The organism is Virgibacillus indicus (assembly GCF_002266285.1).
Taxonomy (GTDB): Bacteria; Bacillota; Bacilli; order Bacillales; family Amphibacillaceae; genus Virgibacillus_K; species Virgibacillus_K indicus.
The window spans coordinates 157,371-174,264 of sequence record NZ_NPMS01000005.1 but is presented as its reverse complement, the minus strand read 5'-3'; the positions used below and the strand labels follow the sequence as shown (position 1 = coordinate 174,264).

13 protein-coding genes are annotated in these 16,894 nt (G+C 40.2%); 11 read left to right on the top strand and 2 right to left on the bottom strand.

The features are described 5' to 3' along the window. The first annotated feature begins 23 nt into the window (after window positions 1-23). The 11 genes from CIL03_RS11965 (at window position 24) to CIL03_RS11920 (ending at window position 10,798) form a co-directional block, all read left to right on the top strand. The gene (locus CIL03_RS11965) at window positions 24-158 is read left to right on the top strand and encodes a YvrJ family protein (RefSeq protein ID WP_094886096.1); all 135 of its coding nucleotides are present in this window, start codon (window positions 24-26) and stop codon (window positions 156-158) included. 530 nt (window positions 159-688) lie between these two features. After that, window positions 689-2,743 (top strand): BglG family transcription antiterminator, encoded by a 2,055-nt coding sequence (locus CIL03_RS11960; protein ID WP_094886095.1) that lies wholly within the window; start codon window positions 689-691, stop codon window positions 2,741-2,743. A gap of 31 nt (window positions 2,744-2,774) precedes the next feature. Continuing rightward, complete coding sequence (locus CIL03_RS11955) at window positions 2,775-3,257, top strand: PTS sugar transporter subunit IIA (RefSeq protein WP_094886094.1); 483 nt, start codon at window positions 2,775-2,777, stop codon at window positions 3,255-3,257. Between the two features lies 1 nt (window position 3,258). Further along, window positions 3,259-3,537, top strand: coding sequence for a PTS sugar transporter subunit IIB (locus CIL03_RS11950; RefSeq protein ID WP_094886093.1), 279 nt, complete (start codon window positions 3,259-3,261; stop codon window positions 3,535-3,537). Between the two features lie 136 nt (window positions 3,538-3,673). Next, on the top strand, window positions 3,674-4,933 hold the full coding sequence (locus CIL03_RS11945) for a galactitol-specific PTS transporter subunit IIC (RefSeq protein ID WP_094886092.1): 1,260 nt from the start codon (window positions 3,674-3,676) through the stop codon (window positions 4,931-4,933). 87 nt (window positions 4,934-5,020) lie between these two features. Beyond that, window positions 5,021-6,052 carry a zinc-binding dehydrogenase gene (locus CIL03_RS11940; RefSeq protein ID WP_094886091.1) on the top strand — a complete coding sequence of 344 codons (1,032 nt, stop codon included), beginning with the start codon at window positions 5,021-5,023 and terminating at the stop codon, window positions 6,050-6,052. A gap of 396 nt (window positions 6,053-6,448) precedes the next feature. Next, complete coding sequence (gene deoC / locus CIL03_RS11935; RefSeq protein ID WP_094886090.1) at window positions 6,449-7,120, top strand: deoxyribose-phosphate aldolase; 672 nt, start codon at window positions 6,449-6,451, stop codon at window positions 7,118-7,120. A 63-nt stretch (window positions 7,121-7,183) separates the two neighbouring features. Beyond that, window positions 7,184-7,339, top strand: coding sequence for a hypothetical protein (locus CIL03_RS19850; RefSeq protein ID WP_165767949.1), 156 nt, complete (start codon window positions 7,184-7,186; stop codon window positions 7,337-7,339). Window positions 7,340-7,375: 36 nt separating this feature from the next. After that, window positions 7,376-8,428, top strand: a complete 1,053-nt coding sequence (locus CIL03_RS11930; protein ID WP_094886089.1) for a galactitol-1-phosphate 5-dehydrogenase — start codon at window positions 7,376-7,378, stop codon at window positions 8,426-8,428. Between the two features lie 237 nt (window positions 8,429-8,665). Next, on the top strand, window positions 8,666-9,181 hold the full coding sequence (locus CIL03_RS11925) for a hypothetical protein (protein WP_094886088.1): 516 nt from the start codon (window positions 8,666-8,668) through the stop codon (window positions 9,179-9,181). A 24-nt stretch (window positions 9,182-9,205) separates the two neighbouring features. Continuing rightward, a complete protein-coding gene (locus CIL03_RS11920) occupies window positions 9,206-10,798 on the top strand; it encodes an FAD-dependent oxidoreductase (protein ID WP_094886087.1) in 1,593 nt (530 codons plus the stop codon). A 118-nt stretch (window positions 10,799-10,916) separates the two neighbouring features. On the opposite strand, the gene CIL03_RS11915 is transcribed toward CIL03_RS11920, so the two are convergent. Together CIL03_RS11915 and CIL03_RS11910 are read right to left on the bottom strand one after the other, a co-directional pair. Then, window positions 10,917-13,973, bottom strand: a complete 3,057-nt coding sequence (locus tag CIL03_RS11915) for an FIMAH domain-containing protein (RefSeq protein ID WP_094886086.1) — start codon at window positions 13,971-13,973, stop codon at window positions 10,917-10,919. 297 nt (window positions 13,974-14,270) lie between these two features. After that, complete coding sequence (locus CIL03_RS11910) at window positions 14,271-16,499, bottom strand: FIMAH domain-containing protein (RefSeq protein WP_206207698.1); 2,229 nt, start codon at window positions 16,497-16,499, stop codon at window positions 14,271-14,273. Window positions 16,500-16,894: the final 395 nt, after the last annotated feature.

Below are 16,894 nucleotides of genomic sequence, written 5' to 3'. Positions count from 1 at the left end.
CCAGAAATAAGGAGGGAAATTCAATGGAAACCTGGGTGCCTTTTTTAACTGAAGTAGGCTTTCCTATCGCGGTGACGTTTTATTTACTGCACCGGATTGAGGGGAAGCTTAATCAGCTTATTGAATCAATTCATGGGTTGCCTGAGAAAATGAAGTGATAATGGAGACGGGAAACTTTGCAATATGGAGGTTTCCCGTCTTTTAATGAGGTGGTCATTGATGGAGGGGTGAAAGTTGAGAGAAACCCGGTTGAAGTTGAGAGATCCTAGGGTCAAGTTGAGAGACTGCCACCGAAAGTTGAGAGATAACAACGGAGGATGACATTATCTCTCAACTGTACGCAGTTCTCTCTCAACTTTCGACGATTATCTCTCAAGTAAAGGCACATGTCTCTCAACTTCGGCTGTATATTTCATAAATACATACTTGATCCCAACTTAGTTCAAACTAAACGAAATAATGTACAATGCTTCACTATAATATGTACAACCTACACCTAAACTCCGATACCCTTCCAAAAGAAGTTCCGCAGCCAACTGCAACTGCCACCACTTCAATGAATGTACAACCACCAATCCCGTTCCAGCAAAGCACAACATTGTACAATCATGGTTCATTAAACTACGATGAAAACGTCACCAACAAGGTTGTTTTCGATGATACAATAATAATTGAAAGAGGGATAATCATGGAACTTGATGATCGCAGCAAAAAGATTTTAGATGATTTATTGAGTAATCCAAGTACCAGCAGCAAGGATTTGGAAAAGAAATATAAGCTGACAAGAAGACAGCTTGGATACAGCATCAACAAGATAAATGACTGGCTTGATGAAAGCAAACTTTCTCCTATTGAAAGAACAAGGCAGGGTCATTTTATAATCGATCAGACAGTTTTTACGAATCTTGCAAGTGAACAGCCTAATGCTTCACCTGCAGACATGAATATCCTTTCAGAGGACCAAAGAGTGTACATGATTGTGATGATGATTTTAAGCAATGAGGAGCTTTCCTTATTTCATTTTACGAGCGAACTGGAAGTCAGCAAGAACACAGTGCTCAGTGATTTGAAGCGCGCGCAGGAATTTGTCTCCCGTCTTGACTTAAACATCCGCTATTCGAGACGCTTGGGTTATCTGATTGAAGGTAAGGAATTTAATATCCGGAAATTGCTTACCAATGTTATTTCCAAATTGCTGAATATGACAAATGGTGCTGATCGGATTTGTGAATTGGCAAATATTCAGGAGCACGAGATTACAGAAATAAATAACCGGATTGATAATGTAGAAAAGAAATTAACGATACAATTCACAGATGAAAAAGTTGCGATTATGCCTTATACACTGATTCTTGTATTGGAAAGAATTAAGAAGGGGCACATTGTAGATCCATTTTACATTGGGTATGAGGAATTATCTGATACGAAGGAATACCTGGCAACAGAAGAAATCCTGTATGACATTGAAGATATTCCTATGGAAGAACGGATGTTTATCACACTGTATCTGCTCACGGCAAATGTATACTGGTCTGAATTTTTAACAGAAGAGACAATTCCAAATTTGAAGCAGGCAATAGACGATATGCTAAGGCTTTTTGAAAAAAGAGCAATTATATTTATTCAGGATAGAGAGCAATTATTAAATAAACTGCTGCTTCATATCAAACCTGCCTATTATCGAATTAAATACCATCTTACGGAAGTAAATGATGTTGAGCTTTCAGTGAGTAAGGAATTTATGGAATTGCATCATCTTGTTCAGCAGTCAACTGAGCCGCTTGAGGAATTGATTGGGGAGAAAATCCCTGAAAGTGAAACAACTTATCTGACCATGTTAATTGGCGGATGGTTATCGAAACAGGGTGACAGCATTCAGGAAAAGGTGAAAGCGATTGTTGTATGTCCGAAGGGTGTCTCTGTTTCAAGGCTTATGTTTAGTGAGCTTAGAGAATTATTTCCGGAGTTCGTTTTTTTGGATTCCCTGTCAGTAAGGGAATTTGTGAATTACAAACTGGACTATGACATCATTTTCTCACCAGTAGTTTTGGAAACAAAAAAGAAATTGTTTATTGCCAGCTCGTTTCTGGAGCGTGAGGAAAAGATACGTCTCAGAAAGCAGGTAATGCTGGAAACCCATGGTTATATTCCTTCTGATATAGATATTGAAGAATTAATCAATATTGTAAAGAATCATGCGGATATCAAAGATGAACAGCGGTTAAGGAAAAATTTATACCGTTACATTCACCGGGATGATACAGCACAGGTGAAAAATCAGGAAAAAGCTCTGCCGGCAGCAGGACTGGATGAACTGATTACTCCAGGTAATATTACCTTAAGGCAGTCAGTGTCATCCTGGGATGAGGCGATCCGGATTGCTGCAAATCCGCTGGTTGAAAGCGGTCATATCGAAACAAGGTATGTGGATGCAATAATAAGCCACTATGATAAGGATCCCTATATTGTTATTGGGCCTAACATAGCAATTCCCCATGCAGCACCGGATGAAGGTGTGAATGATGTTTCGATGAGTCTGCTGCGTCTGGAAAATGGCGTGATTTTTACAGAAGATTATTCCATTAATCTGATTGTAATTATTGCCGCGGTTGATAAGCAAAAGCACTTAAAAGCATTGATGCAGTTAATGAAACTGGCAGGATCTGATGAGGATCGAAATGCAATCATTCATTCAGACAGCCGGGAAGAAATTTTTAAAATTATAAATAAATACTCAGTCTAGTAAACAACATTGGTGAAAGGTGTGCAAAAAAATGAGTGATATTTATTTTGACGAATCTATTATTCTGGTAGATCTGGAAGCAAAAACGAAAGAAGAAGTTTTAACAGCAATGGGGGAGAACCTGGAGAAACAAGGTCTTGTAAAAGAGAGCTTCATCCCGGCGATTATTGCCAGAGAAGCAGAATTCGCAACAGGTCTTCCTACAGCTGGCGTATCTGTAGCGATACCGCATACAGACGTGGAGCATGTAAATAAGAAAACAATCAGTTTTGCAGTTTTAAAAGATCCGGTTGATTTCGGTGTCATGGGTGACCCGGATGAGACAACACCAGTAAAAGTTATTTTTATGCTGGCAATGGATAAGGCAGATGATCAGCTGTCACTGCTGCAGCGGTTAATGCAAATTTTCCAGGATGAAGCTGCATTACGCTATCTAGCAGAAGAAAAAGATGCATCAGCTATTAAAAATCTGCTTGCAGAGAAGTTAGACTTTGCACTTGAAGGAGGTGAATGACATGAAAAAAGTATTGGTAGCTTGTGGAGCAGGAATCGCAACTTCAACGGTTGTTAACAGTGCAATTGAGGAAATGGCAAAAGAAAACAACATCAAAGTTGATTTGGTTCAAATTAAAATTGCTGAAGTTGGAAGCTATGTAGATTCAGCGGATCTTCTAGTAACTACTGCAATGACTAAAAAAGAATATCCATTCCCAGTAATTAACGCACGTTCATTCTTAACTGGAATTGGTGTTGAAGATACAAAAAAACAAATTTTGGATGAACTTCAAAAGTAAATTTCAAAATAGAGGCGCCTGCTGGCTGGTGGGCGCCAACACTAAACTTAATTAATCTAATCAATTCTCGTTTTCTGCAAATAGAAGAGAACGAGATTCATAATAAACATGAGAAACATTAGGGAGGAACAAAATCATGGAAGGATTTGTTGATTATATACAAGCTTTCTTAGACCTTGGTGCAACAGTAATTCTGCCTGTCGCTATCTTTCTATTAGGATTATTCTTTGGTCAAAAACCAGGTAAAGCTTTTCGTTCCGGTTTAACAATCGGGGTTGCATTTGTTGGTATTTTCTTAGTTATTGATTTGCTTGTTCTTAATCTTGGACCTGCCGCACAGGGTATGGTTGACAGATTAGGAGTGGAATTAAACGTAATCGATGTGGGGTGGCCTGCAACATCATCTATTGCATGGGCTTCTGTAGTAGCAGCATTTATCATTCCTCTTGGATTAGTTGTAAACGTAATAATGCTTCTTACAAAAACAACGAAAACAATGAACGTTGATATTTGGAACTTCTGGCACTATACTTTCATGGCTGCAATGGTGTATGCGATTTCAGACAGCATTATCCAAGGTCTGATTGCCGCAGTCTTATTCCAAATTGTGTGTCTTAAAGTTGCTGACTGGACAGCGCCTATGATGAGTGAATTCTATGAATTGCCAGGTGTTTCCATTGCAACAGGAAGTACGATTTCTTACGCTCCTGGGATTTTCCTTGTAAAAGGTATCCAAAAGATTCCTGGAATCAGAAACTGGAATGCTGATCCGGATACAATCCAAAAACGCTTCGGTATTTTTGGAGAATCAATTTTCATCGGTCTATTCCTTGGTGCAGCAATTGGTGCGTTAGCTGGATACAGCGTTGGGGAAATTATCGAAATTGGTATGGCGATGGCTGCCGTTATGGTATTAATGCCTCGTATGGTTAAAATTCTGATGGAAGGTTTAATGCCTGTATCAGAATCTGCACGTGAATGGCTAAACAAACGTTTTGGCGACAAAGAAATTTATATCGGATTGGACGCAGCGGTTGCTCTAGGACATCCAGCAGTTATTTCTACTGCATTGATCCTTGTTCCAATCACTGTTGTACTTGCTGTAATTTTACCAGGTAATGCTGTACTTCCATTCGGTGACTTGGCTACGATTCCATTTATTGTTGCATTCATCGTTGGTGCAGCAAGAGGTAATATTGTCCATTCCGTAATCGTTGGTGCGATTATGATTGCAATTTCACTATATATCGCTACAGACGTTGCGCCAATGTTTACACAAATGGCTGAAAACGCCAACTTCGATATGCCTGAAGGGTCAGCTTCCATCTCAAGTATTGACCAGGGCGGTAATATCGTAAACTGGGTAATTTATAAAGTCTTTGCATTGTTTAATTAATAGTTTTCTTCGTCAAAAAGTCAGCATGATCATGGTGACTTTTTGACATAGTTCATAAGTAACTAGTTCTACAAGGAGGAATTCAACATGAAATCATTAGTAAAAACAGCACATGGATTTGGAAATCTGGAAATTCAAGATAAACCGGAACCGCAAGCAGGTCCGGATCAAGTTAAAATTGAAGTAAAATATTCAGGAATCTGCGGTTCAGATATTCATACCTATGAAGGACATTATAAAGTTGGTGTTCCGGTAACGTTAGGACATGAATTTTCAGGTGAGGTAGTTGCAGTCGGTGAAGGTGTTACAGAATTTAAACCTGGTGACCGTGTTACCTCGGAAACTACTTTCTATATTTGTGGCGAATGTGAATATTGCCAGTCTGGAGATTACAACCTGTGTAACCACCGTAAAGGGTTAGGAACACAGCAGGACGGAGGATTTGCCAAGTACCTTGTCGCACGTAAAGACAGTGTTCACCATCTTCCGGAAAATGTTGATTATCAGTCTGCAGCAATGACAGAACCATTAGCATGTACACATCATGCAGTTGATAAAACAGATATCAAAGAAGGCGATATTGTCGTTGTTATCGGACCAGGTCCAATTGGTTTGTTTACAGCACAGGTTGCTAAAAGCCGTGGTGCAACAGTTCTTATTACTGGTTTAACTAATGATAAAGTCCGTCTCGATAAAGCCAAAGAATTAGGTATCGATTATGCAGTTAATACACAGGAACAGGATATTAAAGAGCTTGTGAACAGCCTGACTGACGGCTATGGTGCAGATGTTGTATTTGAATGCTCCGGTGCAGTACCTGCAGCTAAACAAGGACTTGACCTGCTTCGTAAAAAAGGGCAATACGGCCAGGTTGGACTTTTTGCACAGCCGGAAGTTCAATTTGATCTTGAAAAAATCATTCAAAAAGAAATCCGCGTTGTTGGAAGCCGAAGCCAAAAACCAGCAGACTGGGAACCATCCCTTGAATTAATGAATAATGGCAGTGTCAACGCAAAAGCAATGGTTACACATGAATTTGACATTACACAATGGGACGAAGCATACCAGGCAATTAAAAGCGGGGAAGCGATTAAAGTATTGCTGACACCGGTTGAGTAATTAGTTAATATTAGATTTTTATTAGAGGCTGGTTTATAAAAACTTGTATTTTTGTGATTTAAGCTATACTGAGCAGTTGATGTAAATTGCGAACTAACATTAAATGGCAGCTAGCCCCTGCTCGCGCGGCGGCTAGGTGGAGTCGCGCGACAGCCAAGAAGAGTCGTGCGATACACGTGTGAATGAGGTTTCTCGCGCGAGTTTAAGTGATTGTTGCACGACTAGAAGGCTCTATCGCGCGACTTTCAACTTTGCCGCGCGCCGCCCCAGGCTGTTGATCTGCAGAATAATTATAATGGACTTTCAAAGCAGTTTTACGTAGCAGTTTATAGAAACTAAGAACGTATAAGCAAATTTGAATAGAGTTGTAAAAATCATAAAAGTGAGGCGCATAAGATGAATAAACAAGAATTGATCGACATGATTGACTATACACTTTTGAAACCAACCGCAAACAAAGATGATATTACAGCATTCTGCAACGAAACAATCGAACATGGATTTAAAACAGTTTTTGTTAATCCGTATTATGTTGCACATGCACACAGTCTATTATCTCCCCATCAAATTAAAGTCGGTGTGCCAATTGGCTTCTCCCTTGGTGGAGCAACAACACACACGAAAGTGGAAGAAACTAAAGAAGCAATTAAAAACGGTGCTGAAGAAATTGACATGCTCATCAACCTTGGCGCTTTGAAATCCGGTGAGCTGGATGTTGTAAAATATGACATTGCTGAGGTAGTTAAAGCCTCAGAAGGACTGACAACCAAAGTTATCATTGAAACAGCATTATTAACTAAAGAAGAAAAAATTGCTGCAGCCAATCTGATCGTTGAAGCTGGTGCAGATTTCGTAAAAACAGCTACAGGATTTAATGGCGGCGGAGCTACTGTGGAAGATGTTGAACTTCTTCGTTCCATCGTCGGAAAAGACTTTGGCGTGAAGGCCGCTGGAGGAGTCCGCAACTATGAAGATGCTGTAAATATCGTAAAAGCTGGTGCAAACCGCATTGGTGCCAGTGGTGCGGTAGCTATCATTTCAGGTGAAACTTCAACAGCTTCCTATTAAGAGAGAAACTTTAAGACTGTTAACTAAAAGATTTCGTTATTATTCGAAATGGAGTTGATTTAAATGACGGAAACACTAATAGATTTTATGATTGGACCATTTACAGCAATATCCGATTTCTATTTTGAAAATCAGCTGATTCTTAATACAGTTGTTATCGGACTAGCATTGCTGCAGGTTTTCAAGAAGAAAAAGCCGCAAAATGAATCAGCAAACTAGAATTAAGGCAACTAGAACATGGAAAGGGTGTCATGAATGAAATCCTTGAGACTATACGGAAAACAGGATATCCGTTTTGAAGAAGCAGATAAACCAGTACTTGAAAAAGCAGATGATGTCATCATCAAAGTAAAAGCTGTGGGTATCTGTGGTTCAGACATATCCAGATATAATAAGCTAGGCCCATATGTGGAAGGTAATGTATTTGGACATGAATTCGCCGGAGAAGTAGTCGAAGTTGGCGAAGGAGTAGGAAATATAAAAGCAGGAGACCGCGTTGCCGGCTGTCCAACTTTTTACTGCGGAGAATGTGAAAGCTGCAGAAAAGGTGAACTGTCACGCTGCGAAAATCTTCATGTTATGGGAGCATACCATCCAGGAGCATACGCAGAATATGCTAAACTTCCAGCAGAAAATATTGTTCCATTACCAGACAATGTAGACTATGAAACAGCAGCGATGGTTGAGCCTTCTGCCGTAGTTGTGCATGGTTTTTACCGTACGAGTATGCAGCCAGGTGCAGAGGTCGCTGTTATGGGCTGTGGAAATATTGGATTGCTTGCTGTGCAATGGGCAAAAATTTTCGGTGCAAAAAAAGTTTATGCAATCGATATCGATGACTCCAAGCTGGAAATTGCAAAAGTGGTTGGGGCGGATGTATTAATTAATTCCTTGGAAAAGCCTGCCCATGAACAAATATTGGAGCATACTAATGGTGCTGGTGTGGATGTTGCCATCGAATCAGCTGGATCTCCAATCACTTCTGCACAAGTATTTGCATTGCCTAAAAAGGGCGGAGAAGTTGTATTTATGGGTATACCATATGCAGATATTAATATTGAACGGTTTTACTTTGAAAAAATTGTTCGAAATGAACTAAGAGTACTTGGTTCATGGAATGCAATTTCATCTCCATTTCCAGGAAAAGAGTGGAGCACGACTGTTCACTATATGAGTACTGGCCAAATTAATGTAAAACCAATTATTTCACATCGTTTGCCTTTGGAGCAAGGTCCAGAGACATTTGATCGAATCATAAATAGGAAAGAGTCTTTTGGGAAGGTTATGTTTTTTCCGGAAGATAATTGAATTGAAAAAGATGAAGTTTGATGAAGCGTCCGTGTGGGCGCTTTTTTATTTGCATCAAATACGAGTTAAACAAACGTTTGATCAAAACAAACAAAGGCTTAAATTTCATCATTTCCCGGGAAATATCGACAATTATTTAGAGAAATAAAAAGGAATTTCGACTCTATCATAGAAGTTTATAGTAGAATCACTTGAAAAATGTCAGTTAGGATAAAAGCTATATTTGGGGGAGATAGAATGGGGAAACTGGGCTTGCAATTATATTCGGTAAGAGATGCGACAGGGGATAATCTGCTCACAACAATCAGGAACGCTTCAGAGATGGGTTATGAAGGAACTCAATTTGCAGGATTTTTCGATTATCCAGCAAAGGAAGTGAAAGCTGAATTGGCTGCTGCTGGAATTATTACTGCGGGTGCTCATGTTGGAATTGATCAGCTTGTAAATAATTTGGATGAGGTCATGAGATTCCATGAAGTGATTGACAATGATCTGATTATCTGTCCTTCTTTGCCAGAAAATATGCGCACTAAACCAGATGATTATTATCGTACTGCAGAGATTTTAAATGGAATTGGCAGGAAATTGAAGGGTGCAGGCTTTAGATTCGGATATCATAATCATGCTTTTGAATTTGAAGCCGATGAAGGGAAGACCGGGTTTGACATTCTGTATGAACAGGAGGATTTTACAAAAGACCCTATGGAGAGTGCGAAAGAAAATGCAGAAGCACTTAGAAAGATAATCGGGTAAGAATAAAACGAAATGGGGATGACAATGGACAATTATCCAAGTTATTATGAACCGCTGGAGAATGGGGGAAATCCCAAATTAAATATTGAAAGGGATCTAGTCGTATATGGGGCCACTCCTGCTGGCATAACAGCTGCCATTCAGGCAAAGCAAATGGGCCTGAGTGTTGTTATAGCGGAATTCAGCAATCATATCGGCGGAATAACAGCCAACGGCCTTGGCGCAACAGACTTTGGCGCGAAAGATGCAATTGGAGGGCTATCCAGAGAGTTTTACCGGCGCATTGGCAAATATTATGGAAAAGAAGAACAATGGACATTTGAACCGAAAGCAGCAAAATATGTTTTTGAGAAGTGGCTGGAGGAAAATAACATTCCTGTTTATAAAAAGCAGCATCTTCGTGATGCCGTGATGGAAGGTACGGAAATAAAATCGATAATGATGGAAAATGGAAACATGTTTTCTGGCAAGCACTTTATTGATGCAAGCTATGAAGGTGATCTGATGTCTAAAGTAAATGTTTCTTATTTTATTGGCCGGGAGTCGAATGGTACCTATCAAGAAATATATAATGGCGTCCAGTTTGGTTATCCTCATCATAAATTCGAAACGGATATTGACCCATATGTGATAAAAGGGGATGAGAGCTCTGGTCTGCTGCCGGGGATTGAAGAAAAATTGGATAAGCAGGAGAAACAGGGGGAAGGCGATGGAAGAATTCAGGCATATAATTTTCGCATTTGTTTAACGAAAGACACGGATAAAAAAATATCTTTTCCAAAGCCGAAAGACTATGACCCTGGAAGATATGAGTTATTATTACGATACATTAAAGCAGGGGTTTGGGACGCGATGAACCTTCATACAGCACTTCCAAATGGAAAGACAGATCTTAACAATTACGGAGCCTTTTCAACTGATAATATTGGCATGAACTATGAATGGCCTGAAGGCAGCTATGAGACCCGGGAGGAAATATTCCAGGATCACGTGAGTTATAATCTTGGCCTGCTGTATTTCCTGGCAAATGATCCTGAAGTTCCCGAACATGTTAAAAATGAGGCTGCCGAATGGGGACTGCCAGCTGACGAATTTGTGGAAACAGGAAATTGGCCTGCGCAGCTGTATATCCGCGAAGCCAGAAGAATGATTTCAGATTATGTGATGACGGATAATAATTGCTTGGCTAAAACAACTGTTAAAGATTCTATCGGCCTGGCATCCTATCAGATGGATTCACATCATGTTAGAAGAGTTGTGGTTGATGGAAAATGTGAAAATGAGGGAGATGTGGAGATACCGATTTCGCCGTATCCTGTATCTTATCAGTCGATCAGACCAAAAGCTGAGGAATGTACCAATTTGCTTGTACCAGTGTGTTTATCAAGTTCACATATTGCGTATGGTTCTATCCGCATGGAGCCAGTATTTATGATTATTGGACAATCTGCGGGTGCTGCAGCTGGTCTTGCTTTGAAAAATAATATTGATGTTCAGGATATAGATTATTTTGAACTGAAAAATGTGCTGACCGAAGCTGGACAGGTTTTACATTGGGATGAGTCAATTGAGGATGACCCTAGGGAAAGAATGAAGCAGACTTTTGGAAAAGAGTAATAAAGCTGAACTGGCCATTAGAATAATAAAGAAAAGGGTTTCTGCAAAAAGATACAGAAACCCTTTTTTAATGATTTAGCAAGTTAAAAGCATTTTACAGCAGGATAACAATCAAATGCTATCTGCTAAATGATTCTTCAATCGAATCCACATTATTTTCAAGCATTGTTTTAATTTCCTCTGCTGCATCACTTTTAGCTAGATGCTTACGGAAATCCTGCAATTTCTTGATGGCCTGTTTTGTCTGACCTTTTTGATAATGATGTTCAGCCTGCCGTAACCGATTTGTTAATTGTTTTGCCAGTGAATTCTCGATTTCCCCGGCTTCATTCAGTTCGTTTATTTGCTGTGATAATGATGCGGTGCTGACTTCTACAGTTATAGTTATTGAATTAGTAGTGATTTCTTCTCCATTGTAGGAAACAACTGCATGAATGTCTGTGCTTCCAGCATTTTTTGCTGAAAGAATTCCATCTTCAATTGCTGCAGTATCCGGATTTGTGTTTACCCATTCGATAGATGCTCCAGCTGAATCAGCTGTTTTTCCGTTGGCAAGGGTCACTTCAAGATTTAGATCTGATTCTTCTCCTTGAAGCATTGTTGTGTTTTCAGGAGTAATTGCTGCATTTTCCAGTGGAACAGGCAATTTATATAAATTTTCTCCTGATGCATAATAAATATTTCCTTCTTTATCAATATCCATTAAATGTACGGTATCACCAATGATTTGTTTGCTTGCCATTGTTTCAGGATCAATTACAGTAAGCTTCCTTGCCGCTGTTGTGTATAGTAATCCTTGATCGTCCCATCTCATAAAGAATGGACGCCATTGGCTTGCACGGTGAACACCGGAATACATTTCTGTGCTTTTAATGACTTCACGTGTTTCAGGATCCATTGCAAAAACTACGGTATTTGCAATTCCTGCATCATCCATCCCCCATGCCACGCCCCAAAGGTTACCATCAGGTCCTATGGATAATTCACCGATCATTTCCGGTGTTTTCAATCCATCAACATTCAAATCAAATACTTCATATTCTTCTGAAGCGGTATCTAAGGCAAACATTTTAGCTTCTGTTTCGGTAGGGTCGATTCCTAATCCGCCTCCAATGGATGAACCTCCAAATATGGTGCCATCCTGATAAGCCAATCCGATGATGCTTTGATTTTCAATAATATTACGGATACTGCTCCATTCGTCCGTTTTGGAGTCATAAATGGTTAAAGCACCACCTAATTGGCCATAATCTGGGATTGTACCGACAAAAAGTTTGTCATCACCAGATTCGAAAGTGAAAGGTCTGCTTTGCTGAACTCCAATATCATAAACCATTTCCGGATTGTTGTTTTCTCCCCCGCCATCATATTCATATGGAAGCTCTGGATCGTATTTGTAGATATATGCCCCTCCATATGTTCCTAAATAGACATCGCCATTAAGAAAACCGATTCCTTCGATTTGATGCGGATCACGTTCATTCAGGATATATTCTTCTTTAGAAGTATCGAATACCCCAAAGGATCCCTGATAGCCACCCATATAAACATTATTATCTTCGCCCATCTCAAGACTTTGGATATTAAGTCCCTGCAATTCCACTTCCGGATAGCTTATGTCAATTGTGTTTGTCTGTGGATTATACACTGAATACTCAATTTGCTGATGCACAATTGCCAGTACATCTTCACCATTTTCATTTTTAATCCACTTCATAGTTTTTGATGGTGAAGCAGGAAGCTCTATGCTTGGTTCGACAGGCGCTGTTTCGTGTGTATCCATGTCATATGTCCAAAGCTCTCTTGACTGTTTATCAATATAGTAAATAATCGATTCATCATATGGGGAAGGAGAAGAAATTTGCCCATCAAACGTGTTTTTATCTTCCCAATTCATCTGATTTAAAACTTCACCAGTTGTTGCATCCAGCGTTAACATGGAAGTGCCATAGGCAACAAATAAATTATTATCATACTCCCAGATATTCGAAACAGACGAGTTAGAACCAGTAATTGGAAGCTCGATCTCTGACCTTTCGCCTGTTTCCCGATTCATTTTGACAAGGGAAGCAACTGTTCCAATACCGACATAGAGATTTTCTTCTGTTACTCCTAAGCCTCTGGCATAAAGCTGTTCCTCATGGAAGGAACCCAGATCTGTGAGTGTATCTGTTTCAATGTCATATTCGAAAACCTTTGCATTCGGATAGGTCGCCCCATAGATTTTGCCATCTTCCGTTGGTTCCAATTCCCAGACCCAGTTATCGGAAGGGTTTTTCCCAACTTGTTCCAAACGTTGTTCATCCACTAGATATCGATACAATATTCCATCATACGTACCGGCAAAATAAACATTTCCATCAGAACCAACGGTCATTCCCCAAACCACATCACTGCCTGGAAGTTCTTCAGAAAAAATCATTTCACCCGTTTCGGAATCAGCTGCATAAAAGGTAGCTGGTGAACCATTCGTCGCATAATAAAGCTCTCCATCACCAATTGCTGCACCCTGTGTTTTAGCTGCTAATGCTCCAGGCCCATGGTTAATGGGATCTCCATAGTCGAATGGAAGGTCCAGCGAGATACCGGATGAGTCCTCCCATAACTGAATAGAATCATAGTATCCTTTCATGAATGAAGTGGAAGATTGGTAGATGAAAACTTTCACACCAGTAGCTCCTGGTGGTGCATCTGCTTGAACGGCAACCTCCTGCCATTCACCTTGGGTTAGGTCCTCAAAATACTTCGCGCTATTCTGGATAATCTCACCCTCGTCATTGAGCCAGCGCAGCCAAATTCCAGGATTGCCTTCTAGCTCTTCAACATATAGCTGAGCTGTTAATCGATAAGCGTCACCTTCTGTCACATCGATTGCTTGACTGAAAAGTCCCACGACACCACTATTATCGACGGCAAGACTTTGCTTGCCTTCATAGACAATTTCTTCTGATATTGCCATTCCTTCTTTATAACCACCGGTCCAGTAGTCCCAGGAAGGTAAATCTGTCTCAGCTTCAGGCGGATTCTCAAAATCGCCATTTTCTACTTGAAGTTCCTTCCACTCATCATTCGACTCAGCAGAAATGGAAGAATCAGGTGCTGAGAGTGGGAGAAGTGAAAAAATCAGTAATGCAGACAGCATGATTGAAAACATCCGTGTATTTTTTTTAATCATATTTTTTCTCCTTTATAGGTATTGGATTTCTACAATTAAATAGAGACAGGGTGATGACGCTGGGTGCTGTGGGCTTGGCGTGAGTTGAGAGATAACGGGCTGTAGTTGAGAGAGAAATGCTTATAGTTGAGAGACATCAGCATATAGTTGGGAGATAACTAGTTAGCCCTTCATTATCTCTCAACTTCCTTGCATGCTCTCTCAAGTTTTATCGGTTATCTCTCAACTTTCCAGCTGGTTCTCTCAAGTTCCGCCGCCTATCTCTCAACTTGCAATCACCACCCAATAATTTAAAAATTAAAAATCAATCAAATTCAGCAGTCTTTCTATTTCTGCCTTTGCATCTGCTGTAATATCAGATGGCTTTGCCTTATTCAAATGTTTTAAAGCATCTTCCGTGAACTTTTCTGATTGTTCCAGTCTTCCATCATCTCTGTGATGAATAGCCTGGTTTATTTTGTTAATCAGCTTTTTGCTTAATGAGTGAACGATGTTGCCATCGTCCGTCTGCTCATGAATCACATCAAGTGCATCTTCATGAGTCACTTTTTCTGTTACTTCTATTTTCATTACCTTTGGTCCATCAGCATAGTAAATATTTCCATCATCACCGAGTGTCATAAGCTCTGTTTCTGCCAATGTCTCGTATTCTAGTGTTTCGGGATCGATAACAGTTATATTACCTGCCAATGTCGTATACATAAGCCCATCCTCACCCCAGCGGATGTGAACTGGACGCCAGTTGCCATAACCGGTAACCTCAGGGTAAATATTTTTGCTTTTTACAATTTCCAATGTGTCAGGGTTCATCGCAAATATTGTTCCGTCAGCTGCAGCCCAAATCAGTCCATCTGGTCCAACGCTGGTACCGCTGATCATATCAGGCTGAACGGTTACACCCGGTATTTCTGGGACAAACTCCTCTATTTTTTCTCCTGCGTTAATATCCCAGACGAAAAGCTTGGCTTCCGATTCTGTGGGATTAATGCCAAGTCCGCCGGCAACGGTTGTGGATCCATAGAGTTTTCCATCTTTTTCGGCAAGGCCAGCGATGGACTGATTATGAACAACATTTTCATAAACTGCTGTGTCTTCAGGAGAGTCTGAATCAAGTACCGTTAAAGAACCTCCCAGTTTTCCATAATCAGGAATTGTGCCGATAAAAAGTTTTTTTCCCACAGGAGTCATTACGAATGGACGGTCCTGATTGGGAATATCATAGATTTGCTTTGGATCCAGCTCTGAATTTGCAGTGTCTAATTCGAAAATTGTCGCTCCAGGATAAACGCCAAAATACATTTTATCCCCAATAGAAGCCATGCCTTCTGCTTGTCCTAAAGAGAAATCCTCTGACTCGCCGGTTTCAGGGTTGAAAACAGCTGCTTTTCCACCTGGATAGCCACTTAGATAAAGCTTCCCATCAGGTCCTTTTTCCATTGTCTGGAGAGGAATAGGATTTCCAACAATCGGATAGGCAATGGTTTTTACCTTTTTTGTCTCCAGGTTCATGTAGGTGACTTCACCGCCAAAATGAACCGTTACCAATGATAAACCTGGAAAGTCCGGATCATTTGGAACTTCGACCCATGACGTATTGCGAAGAAAAGTGCCAAACACAACACCGGTATCTGTCTTTTCCAGCGTTTCTAGATCTATTTCCTGAAGCCGGTTATTTTGCAAAAAGTATGCTTTATTGCTTCCAGGCTGTCCGTCCACTAAGCGAAGTCCTTTATTATTTAAATAATACGTGTCGCTCCATTCCTCTGCTTCTGTGTCATAAAATAACAGAGCGTTTTCACCGCCACCGACTCCAGCAACGATGTATTTTCCAGCAGCATCAAGCTGCCAGACGCTGGACCCATGAACAACATGGTCTGGGAATTCAATTGTTTCGTATTCACCAGTTTCCACATCAAGCTTTGCTAAACGGTTGTCTGTCCCTACTCCTAAATACAGGTAACCATCATGATAGGCAGTGGAGCGGGTATAGCTCTGTCCTGGCGCTACACTTCCGTAATCTCTCATTTCGCCAGTATTGGGGTCATACATTCCCGCTTTTGCATTTGGGTAAGAACCAAAATAGACTCGTCCTTCTTCGTCATAGGACAGTCCATAAACGACGCTTTCACCAATACCGTCAAGGTTCTTTACTTCCTGTGTTTCAGGGGAATATTCATACAGCGACCCATTTCCGCCGATATAGACATTTCCGTTAGGAACGGTAATGTGGGTCCAAGAACTTGATGATCCTTCCAAGGTATAGGTTCTTAGCACTTCCTGATTTTCCAGGTCAACAACCTGAAAGATTGCTGGATTTCCTGATGCTGTTGTATACATAATGTCTTTTCCATTTTCAGTTCCATAGGCTGAATCATATACAGCGACACTTCTGATTGGTGAACCCTGGTCCACTGGTTCACTGAAATGCTTGTTGACTTCTGCTGAAATGGATTCCCCCTGATGCAGAAATAAGCCTATCATTAACAAAAACGCTGCAGATAATGCTGTTTTAACTATGATTTTCACTTAGTTCAATCCTCCTGCTAAGGTATTTTTCAAACTCAGTTTTGGCAATCTTGATCGTTTTGCAGATTTCCACCCTCTTTTCTACAATATTTTCCTATTACTAATATGATTTTCGATAAAAAGGGAAACGCTTACAAATTTTGACTATTATCTCTATTGGTAATATTGTTAAATTATTTTTGCCAATAAACAAGTCTTTAATTAGTCGTAATGTTATATGGGTTATATACCTATGAATACAGTGGTAGAAAAGTCACGAAAAAAAGGTTTGGCTTAGATAGCCAAACCTTAAAGATATTCTTTATAAGTGCACAAGGAATAGTTCGATGCATTTGCTTCGCAGACAAAAATCATTTTTTTCGCTGAATAGGAATTCCGCCATTAAAGCTTGAGGT